A 9401-nucleotide genomic window follows, 5' to 3' on the forward strand; every position below is an offset into this window, starting at 1 on the left:
GCGCACCTCTAGGATTCCCGGGTGACCGGATACGACCACGATGCCTTCGAGTACCTCGACACCTCGACCCTGCCGCCGCGCCAGCAGCGGATCCTCGCCACGATCCGGGACTGGGTGCTGCGGTACGGGTACGCGCCGAATACCAGGGAGATCGGCGATGCTGTCGGCCTGCGGTCCTCGTCCTCGGTCTCCAAGCATCTGAAGTCCTTGGAGGACAGGGGATTTCTGCGTCGCAGTGAGACCATGTCGCGGCCGATCGATGTGCGTATGTTCCTGCAGGCGTCGGTGGCTCAGGGGCAGGCCGAGGATTCGGTCGCGGTTCCGGTCGTCGGCGATATCGCGGCGGGTACGCCCATCCTCGCCGAGGAACACGCCGACGACATGATGACGCTGCCGCGTGAACTCGTCGGTCGCGGAACGGTTTTCGGGCTGCGGGTGCGCGGCGATTCGATGATCGATGCGGCGATCTGCGACGGCGATCTGGTGGTGATCCGCAAACAGCACGAGGCGCATTCCGGTGACATCGTCGCCGCGATGATCGATGGGGAGGCGACGGTGAAGGTGTATCGGCGTCGCAACGGGCATGTCTATCTGGAACCGCGCAATCCGGCCTACGAGGTGATCGACGGTGACGAGGCGGTGGTGCTCGGGAAGGTCGTGTCGGTGATGCGCCGCGTGTGAGCTGGAAATTCCGTTGCCTGGGCTAATGACCAGCTGTAGCGTTCCTTCGGTTTGTCCACCGATCGATCGAAGGAGTCGATGCCGTCATGAAAGCCGTCACCGAACGCGACATCAGGTCGTCGTTCATCAACTGTTCCAAGACGACTGCCAAGAAGCTACCGGTGCCCCGGGACCTGGACGCACAACCATGGGATGACCTGGACTTCCTCGGCTGGAGCGATCCGTCGTTGCCCGGCCGCGGGTATCTCGTTGTGCCGCAGGACGATCGCATCATCGGCGTCGCGCTGCGCTACGAAACGGGCGGATCCGGCCGGACTCAGATGTGCGCGATCTGCCTGACCTCGCATACCGGTGGGGGTGTCTCGCTGATGACCGCGCACAAGGCCGGTGAATCCGGACGCCGGGGCAACTCGGTCGGTACCTATATGTGCACCGATCTGGCGTGTTCGCTCTACGCGCGGGGTAAGCGAACGCCCGCCCTCGGCAATCGGTACCGCGAAGACCTCATCACCGAGGAGACCAAGATCGAGCGGGTCCGGGACAACATGAACGCCTTCGTCACCAGGCTGTTCACCTAGATCCGTCTAATTCGATCCCAGCAATGAAATGGAGGTAGATGCCATGTGCCGACACTCAACAGAACTCGGGGTGCCCAGGATTCCTCTCCGGTTGAGCAGGCCCGGAATCGGTCCGGACCTACTCATCCGGAGAGGAATCACTCTTTTCGAGGCTGAGGTTCGCGTTTCACTTGTCGTGGTTCCTTGTCGAGACGGAGTCCGCGCCAGGACGGGTGTCGAAGTCGGTCGTCACCGGTCCATTCGGTGAACGACACCTCACCGACAAGCTGGGGATCGACCCAGATGGCGTCGGGAACATCGGCATCGACGGTGGATGTCTTGCGTTGCAGCGGTTGGAGTCTCGCCTTCAGATCGTCGAGCATCGCTTGGGTGAACCCGGTGCCGACGTTGCCGATATAGGTCAGTTTTCCGGCGCTGTCGTAGATGCCCATGAGCAATGAGCCGATGCGCCCGGCCCGGCGGCCGATACCGGGCCGCCAGCCGATGATGACGACTTCCTGGTCGTTGACATTCTTGACCTTGGTCCATAGCGGGCTGCGTCGCCCGGGCAGGTAGGGGCTGTCGAGTCGCTTGCAGACCAAACCTTCGAGACCGAGCCGTCGGGATTCGGCGAGGACCTCGGCGCCGGAGCCGTGCAGACGCGGCGGAACCCGCCAGTGCGGGCCCTGGAGGCCGAGTTGTTCCAGCAGTTGTCGCCGCTGCTCGTAGGGCAGATCGATCAGAGAGCGTGTGCCGATGTGGAGCAGATCGAAGATGAGGTAAGTCGCTTTCACGGATTTGGCGAGGCTTCGAATCGCTGCAGGATTGCGCTGGTGCATCCGTGGTTGCAGCGCCTCGAAGGAGCTGCGGCCGTCGGTGGTGAAGGTGACGATTTCGCCATCGATGACAAAGGGTGGGGTTGCCGGGGCGAGATCGGCGAGTTCGGGCCACGCCACAGTGATGTCGTTGCCGTTGCGTGAGATCAGGCGCAGGTCGCGGTCGACATGGCCGATGGCGCGAATACCGTCGAATTTCACCTCGTATGCCCAGCGTTGGTCATCACTGGGGAGGTGGCCTGCGATCGCCAGCATCGCCGCATACCGCGGCAGCCTTGTCACATTCGCCTCGACACCATCGCCTGGCCTTTCGCCGGTGACGACAATCAGTTGAATAGTACCGATTGGTCTGGATAGCTGGGCGGTTACTGGCCGTGGCTTCCCGGCCCAGCTCGACGAGGATCAGCGAGGCCGAGAGCAGGCCCCAGGAGTGGCTGGATCAGCGATTCGTGCGGCCGCCGGTTGTCGGGGAGCGAATGGGCCACGATGAAGGCATACCGGGATCGGAGACCATCGCCGCATTCGCGCGGCGCATCTACGCGGCGATGGACGCGATACGGCAGCGTCACTGCGATCGTCAGATCGTCGTGACCCACGGTGGCGCAATCACTTTCGTCGTTGCGGCGTGGACGATGTTGCCGATCGAATCACTCGGTTACGCCCGGTTCCACGCTGCTCCGGGAAGTATCACGGAGCTGCGCGAGGATGACTACTTCCACAACCGCCAGGTCGTCGGCCTCGGTGACATTCGCCATCTCATCTGAGAGTGCTTGCAATGACAGTGGTTACGACTTTGCGGGTGACTTCCGGGGTGGGTGGGGCATTGGTTCTGTCGGCGAAGAGGAGGTGGGCGCTGCCGATGAGGGTTAGGGCGAGGGTGTCTGTGTCGGCATCGGGGGTGATGCGGCCGAGGGCCTGTTCGGTGGTGAGGTAGGTCGCGAGCATGGTTGTTGCTTCGGTGAGTACGGGGACGCCGGATGGGCGGACCTGGCGCAGGCGGGTGCGGAGTTCGTCGCGGAAGGTGACGAGGCTGACTATGGCCACCGCGACCGATTCGAAGACAGTGGTCAGGGCGTCGGTGAGATTGTCGGTCACCGTGCGGGTGCCTGCGGATTCGCGCAGGGCGGCGGACTGCTGATCGATTCGGCCGATGCGGTCGAGTACGAGTTCTGCGAGGAAGGCGTCGAAGTCGGCGAAGTGCCGATGCAGGACACCCTTGGCGCAGCCCGCCTCGGTGGTGACAGCGCGGCTGGTCAGTGCATTCGGACCGTCTCGCAACAGGATTCGCTCGGCGGCATCGAATAGCTGCTCGCGCGGATCGCGCATGGCCACGCCTGTCGGCACGGTATCTCCTCTTCTCGGGCACACCCGGTTGGCAAGTGGGCATGTGCCCACTATGGTGGGCGCATGCCCACTCTACCTCCGGAGCGCACGTCCTCCGACCAACGTGAATCCCATCAAGCCCGTGAGCTGGCCGAATCGTTCGGCTCGGATCCGGAACGCTATGACCGGGCCCGGCCCAGCTATCCGGCGGCGATGGTGGAGGCGATCGTCGCCGCCATCCCCGGACCCGAGATCGTCGATGTCGGCATCGGTACCGGCATCGCGGCCCGGCAGTTCCGGGCGGCGGGTTGCCGCGTGCTGGGCGTGGAGGTCGATGCGCGGATGGGTGCGTGGGCGCGAAAGCACGGTTTCGAGGTCGAAGTGTCGGCCTTCGAGAACTGGGACCCCGCGGGCCGAATCTTCGACGCCGTCATCTCCGGCCAGACCTGGCACTGGGTGGACCCGGTCGCGGGTGCCGCGAAAGCCGCTGAAGTGCTGCGACCAGGTGGACGGCTGGCCGTCTTTTGGAATGCGGGCCAACCGCCGACGGATTTGGCCCAAGCCTTCGCCGAGGTCTATCAACGGGTCGCCCCCGACTCGCTCGCTGCCCGCTGGGCTTCGGCAGCGACGACCGCATATTCGACGCCGATCACAAAGGTGATCGAGGGGATCCAGGCGGCAGGTGGCTTCGGTGATCCCGAGCAGCGGAACTTCGACTGGGAGCGAATCTACACCCGGGACGAGTGGTTGGACCAACTACCGACGACCGGCGGCCACGCCCAATTCTCCTCTGCCACAGAGGAAGAGGTGCTGGAAGGCGTCGGGGCAGCCATCGACGCGGCGGGCGGTTCCTTCACGGTGCGGTTTATGACGACGGTAGTCACGGCGCTGCGGATCTGACTCCACGTTGCCGCGGCGCCGCGCGCGAGCTCGGTGATGGGGCCACCCGTGAGCGCCGCGGCGCGCTCGGGCGTCATCCGCACCAGCTCCGTCTCGGGCATGGCGTCACTGACTTCGCTGATTCGGTCGGAACGATCAGAGTGGCGAACGTGATTGCGGAACAAGGAATTTCGCGCCTTCGCGGGCGAAGTTATCCACAGGCCCGGAGTTATCAACAGACTTTCTATTTCGCCTGGTCGGCACCCATTCCCGACCTTGTGGCCGGACTAGCGTCGCCGCCATGTCCCGACATGACGAACGCGAACGGATTCGCCGACGACTGACCGTGCTGACCGAGCGAGTCGGTGCCAGCCGAACGATCGGTGCCGGAAGTCCGGCGCGTACCGACGCTGAGCTGTGCCGAAGTTCGCCGCGTTCGTCGAGGTCCGGAAAGCGATCGGGGCGAAGCAAGCCGCCGGTTCGCGGTGGGCGGTGGGATGACGAGGAGTTATCCGAGGCGGTGGAGTCCGATCCCGAGGTTTCCACCGAGGCGGCCAGGTCCGATCTCGAGGATGATGAGGACCGGGCGGGCGGGGTCGGCGAGGTGCGAGCACCGGGTTGGCTGGACGAGCCGCAGCGGCGCTCGGTATTGCGGGATCGGCTTGTGCCGCAACGATTTCGGGGAACTCGACTGGATCCCGGTTGGCGGGGGCTGGTGACGCTCGTCGCGGTCGGACTGGCGGCGGTGGTCGTCGCGGCTGTCGTGGTGTTGCGTGAGCGACCGGTCGCGCAGGCGGTGCCGCTGCCGTCGGCGGTGCGTATCAGCACCGGCACGCTACCGGTTGGGCTGTCCGGCGCCAGCATGGCGGCATCATCCGGAGCTGGACAATCAGTCGTCCCGGTAACTACCAGTCCCGCAACAGAATTGGTGATCAGTGTGGTCGGCCTCGTACATCGCGGCGGCCTGGTTCGATTGCCCGCCGGGGCACGGGTCGCCGACGCGCTCACCGCCGCAGGCGGTGCCAAGGACGGCGCGGATCTGAGCGGACTCAATCTCGCGCAGCGTCTCCAGGACGGCGACCAGGTTCTCGTCGGTCCAGGTGGCCCGAACTCGGGGCCGCAACTCGGCAGCACCACGATCAGTGCAGGCGGACGACCGCCAGGGGGCTCTGCTCCGAATTCCGCTGCGGCACAACGCCCATCGAGCAAAGTCGACCTCAATACCGCAACCGAAGCCGAACTCGATGCTCTCCCCGGCATCGGGCCGGTCACCGCCCGCGCAATCGTCACCTGGCGTGTCGCGAATGGACGATTCACCGATGTCGCACAACTCGGCGAGGTCGACGGCATCGGCCCGGCCCGCCTCGCCCGTCTGCGCGATCTGGTGACGGTATGACCACGTTCGAGGGTGTTTCGGACGGACGGGGCGATATCGATCGACGGACCGCCGCGGATGGCGAGCCGCCGGTGGAGGTGGTGCCGGTGCTCGACGCGCGGTTGCTGCCTGCGGCGCTGAGTTGTTGGGGCGCGACGATTGTCGCGCTGACAGCGGGTTGGGCGGCCGGTCTGGTGCTGGCGTCGACGCTGGTACTGGTGGCGATCGGGCTCTGGGTGGTGCTGTTGCGCGCGGTGGCCCATCCCAGTGAGCGGTGGCGGGTAGTCGCCGTTGCGACACTTGCCGCGCTGCTGCTCGGTGCCGGGTTCGCGGTGGCCGGGGCATGGCGCGAGCACCGGGTGGCGACGCATCCATTGCGTAACACAGCGGCTTCGGTGCGTGTGGTCGTCACACCCGTCGATGATCCGAAACCGGTGCGGTCCAGCGCATTCAGGGGTGAACAGCGGTGGACGGTGCGGGCACAGTTACGCGATTACCGCCAAGGCGGTTCGACGGTGCGGGCGGGCGGCACCGTGGTGGTTCTCGGGTCCGGTGCGGATTGGGACGGGCTGCTGCCCGGACGGGCGGTGGAGTTCCGCGCCAAGCCGGAGCCGCCGTGGCACCGCGATCTCACCGTCGCCACGCTGCGTGCCCAGGGACCGCCGGTGGTAGTCGGCGCGTTGCCCTGGTGGCAACGGGTGGCCGCAGCAGTGCGCACCGACCTCGCGTCGGCCGCACGCGTACTACCCGAACAGCAGGCCGGGCTGCTGCCCGCGCTGGTGGTGGGAGACACGTCCGCGCTGTCCGATGAAGTCCGTGAGGGGTTCGAAATCGCTGGGTTGGAACATATTTGCGTGGTCAGCGGGGCCAATTTCACGATCCTGTTGGCGGTTGTACTCGGTGCGGTGCGGCTGCTCACCCTGGGCCCGCGCGTCGGTGCAGCGGTCGCGGCGGCGGCACTGCTGATGTTCATTGTGGTGGCACGTCCGGACCCGAGTGTGCTGCGGGCGGGGGCAATGGGTGCGATTACCTTGCTCGCCTTGATAACCGGACGCCGGAAGCAAGCTTTGCCTGCGCTCTGCACGGCGGTCATCGGTCTGCTCGCGCTGTGGCCGGAACTGGCGGTGCGTGCCGGATTCGGACTGTCGGTACTGGCCACCGCCGGACTGATCCTCTTGGCACCGAGTTGGGCGGACTGGTTGCGCGCTCGCGGCTGGTGGCGGGTTCCGGCCGAGATCGTCGCGGTATCGGCCGCCGCGTTTGTGGTGACGACACCGCTCGTGGTCGCGCTGACCGGACGGCTCAGCTTGGTCGCGATCCTCGCGAATATCCTGGTCGAACCGGTAGTCGCACCGGTCACGGTGCTCGGGGCTGTCGGCACCGCACTCGCCGCGGTCTGGCCTCCGCTGGCCGAACTGATACTGCGTTGCGCGCAACCGCCACTGTGGTGGCTGCTGTTCGTCGCCGAGCACGCGGCGAATGTGCCTGGCGCGGAGATATCCGTGCGCGGTGGGCTCACCGGCGGGACTATCGCCTGTGCGGCAGTAGTTTTCGTTGTGCTGGCATTGCGGTCGGCGATAATGCGTCGTCTTGCCGCTGCCGTTCTGCTCGGCGTCGCGGTCGTGCTGATTCCGGTGCGGGTCTGGCATCCGGGCTGGCCACCCGCTGGCTGGGTCTTGGCTATCTGCGATGTCGGACAGGGTGACGGACTCGCGTTGTCCGTCGGCAATCACACGGCGGTGGTCATCGATGTCGGTCCGGACCCGCGCATCATGCGAACCTGTTTGAATCGCCTACGCATCAACCGGATCTCGCTCCTCGTGCTGACCCATCCGCACGCCGACCACATCGCTGGTCTGGCCGGCGCCTTACAAGGTCGTTCGGTCGATGCCTTGGCGGTCGCGCCCGGTGAGCTCGCTGGAACAACGGGGAACGTCGAATCCACAAGTACCGAGGATCGTCGAATATCGAATTCGACCAGATCCGAGGCGGATTCAAATGAGTCGAGGGGTGTGTCCCGTGAGCGAGGATCTGCCCAGGAGCGGCGCGCATCGGTCAGCGGACCGGAGCAAGTCGCCAGTCTCGCAGCACAGGCCAACATCCCGGTGCTGGAGCTGTCCTCGGGACAGGTATTGCGTTTCGGTGCTATCGAATTGAACGTACTCGCCCCCGCCCCACTCCAGCACCACCCAACCGGCCCACCAGGCACCGACGATGCCAACGACCGCTCGATCGTCATCGCCGCCACCACATCCGCGGGCCGAATACTGTTCACCGGCGATATCGAAGCCCCGGCGCAACAACGACTGCTGCACTCGGGTGCTCCCGTTCAGGCCGACGTTCTGAAGCTGCCGCACCACGGCTCCCGAACAACCACAAAGGAATTCATCGCCGCCGTCCACCCCCGACTAGCCGTGATCAGTGTCGGTGCCGACAACACCTTCGGCCATCCGAACCCCGGTGTGCTCGCGGATCTGGCCGACCTGGGTGTCACCGTTGCCCGGACCGATCAACAGGGCGACATCCTGGTCCTAGGTGAGGGTCGCCAACTGCGAACCCTGACGGCTCGACCTGCCAGGTCTCCATCCCGATAGTCCGCGCGGATCTGGCCAGACTGATCGTCACCGGATTCTGCGTGCAAGCTCGCCCTTGGTCCGGCTCCGAGGTCCGGACCGACTTTGCTGGACTGCAGCGCGTGGCTGCGGATGACGGACCGAACAGTTGGACGACCGGGAGGCTCGGGTTCGAACACGGACGGCGACAAAACGGAGGCGGGCTGTGAGTGTGAGGACGTGTCGGTGACGGACCGTAGGATGCTCGCGTGAGCGAACGGACTGCGGCAGTGCACCTGGTGCTCGGTGATGAAGAGCTGTTGGTCGAACGGGCCATCGCGGCGATTACGGCGCAGGTGCGGGCCAATGCGCCGGACCCCGATGCGGTACCCGTTGATCGACTGCGGGCCGGGGATGCCAGCACCGCGGAACTAGCGGAGTTGTTGAGCCCTTCGCTGTTCGCCGAGGATCGGGTGATCGTGCTCGAGTCGGCGGCGGAGGCGGGAAAAGAGGCGGTCGCGGTGATCACCGACGCCGCCGTGGATCCGCCCGAAGGTGTGGTGCTCGTGGTGTTGCACTCCGGGGGCGGCCGCGCCAAGGCACTGGCCCCTGCGCTGCAGAAGTCGGGTGCGCAGGTGCACGACTGCGCCAAGTTGACGAAGGCGGCCGAGCGGGTGGAGTTCGTGCGCGGTGAATTCCGCAATGCCGGGGTGCGGGTTTCGAGCGAGGTCGTGCAGGTAATGCTGGAGGCGGTCGGTTCGGATCTGCGGGAATTGTCCGCCGCCTGTTCGCAATTGGCCGCCGATACCGGCGGCAAGATCGATATCGCCGCGGTACGCCGCTACTACTCCGGCAAGGCCGAGATCTCCGGTTTCGATGTCGCCGAACTCACTGTCGCGGGGGATCGTCCCGGTGCCATGGAGGCATTGCGCTGGGCCACCGACCGCGGCGTACCGCATGTACTGCTCGCCGACGCACTCGCGGACTCCGTCCACACCATCGCCCGCGTCGGCTCCGCGGGCCGCGGCGACCCGTTCAAGCTGGCCCAGCAATTGGGCATGCCGCCGTGGAAGGTGAAGAAAGCCCAGGCCCAAGCGCGGGGTTGGAACCAGGCCAGCATCGGAACGGCCCTGCAAGTAGTCGCCACGCTGAATGCCGAGTCAAGGCGGTGCCGCCGACGCCACCTACGCCTTGGAAC

Annotated in this window: 8 protein-coding genes and 1 pseudogene; 7 read left to right on the forward strand and 2 right to left on the reverse strand. The window is 65.8% G+C overall.

Annotated features, from left to right (window positions below; all coding sequences use genetic code 11):
* Positions 1-21 precede the first annotated feature (21 nt).
* Both lexA and ON44_RS08855 read left to right on the forward strand, forming a co-directional pair.
* A complete protein-coding gene (gene lexA / locus ON44_RS08850) occupies positions 22-681 on the forward strand; it encodes a transcriptional repressor LexA (RefSeq protein ID WP_040687848.1) in 660 nt (219 codons plus the stop codon).
* Between the two features lie 86 nt (positions 682-767).
* Positions 768-1259, forward strand: coding sequence for an FBP domain-containing protein (locus ON44_RS08855; RefSeq protein WP_040687849.1), 492 nt, complete (start codon positions 768-770; stop codon positions 1257-1259).
* 137 nt (positions 1260-1396) lie between these two features.
* Here ON44_RS08855 and ligD read toward each other — a convergent pair whose 3' ends face one another.
* A complete protein-coding gene (gene ligD / locus ON44_RS08860) occupies positions 1397-2356 on the reverse strand; it encodes a non-homologous end-joining DNA ligase (RefSeq protein ID WP_040687851.1) in 960 nt (319 codons plus the stop codon).
* 92 nt (positions 2357-2448) lie between these two features.
* On the opposite strand from ligD, the gene ON44_RS08865 reads away from it, so the two are divergent.
* On the forward strand, positions 2449-2838 hold the full coding sequence (locus ON44_RS08865; protein WP_051181777.1) for a histidine phosphatase family protein: 390 nt from the start codon (positions 2449-2451) through the stop codon (positions 2836-2838).
* Here ON44_RS08865 and ON44_RS08870 read toward each other — a convergent pair.
* Positions 2831-3418 carry a TetR/AcrR family transcriptional regulator gene (locus ON44_RS08870; RefSeq protein ID WP_040687853.1) on the reverse strand — a complete coding sequence of 196 codons (588 nt, stop codon included), beginning with the start codon at positions 3416-3418 and terminating at the stop codon, positions 2831-2833. The two genes, ON44_RS08865 and ON44_RS08870, sit on opposite strands and share 8 nt — an antisense overlap.
* 63 nt (positions 3419-3481) lie before the next feature.
* Between ON44_RS08870 and ON44_RS08875 the strand changes: the two genes are divergently transcribed.
* The 4 genes and pseudogenes from ON44_RS08875 to holA form a co-directional block, all read left to right on the forward strand.
* Entirely contained in the window at positions 3482-4297 is an 816-nt protein-coding gene (locus tag ON44_RS08875; RefSeq protein ID WP_040687855.1) for a class I SAM-dependent methyltransferase, read from the forward strand.
* A 280-nt stretch (positions 4298-4577) separates the two neighbouring features.
* Positions 4578-5672, forward strand: coding sequence for a ComEA family DNA-binding protein (locus ON44_RS51270; protein WP_169338048.1), 1095 nt, complete (start codon positions 4578-4580; stop codon positions 5670-5672).
* A complete protein-coding gene (locus ON44_RS08885) occupies positions 5669-8245 on the forward strand; it encodes a ComEC/Rec2 family competence protein (protein WP_157187088.1) in 2577 nt (858 codons plus the stop codon). The genes ON44_RS51270 and ON44_RS08885 overlap by 4 nt, the downstream gene beginning before the upstream one ends.
* A 227-nt stretch (positions 8246-8472) precedes the next feature.
* Positions 8473-9401 (forward strand): annotated as a pseudogene (holA, locus tag ON44_RS08890) (DNA polymerase III subunit delta); the annotation flags it as partial.

The organism is Nocardia vinacea NBRC 16497, from assembly GCF_000308835.1.
GTDB classification, from domain to species: Bacteria; Actinomycetota; Actinomycetes; order Mycobacteriales; family Mycobacteriaceae; genus Nocardia; species Nocardia vinacea.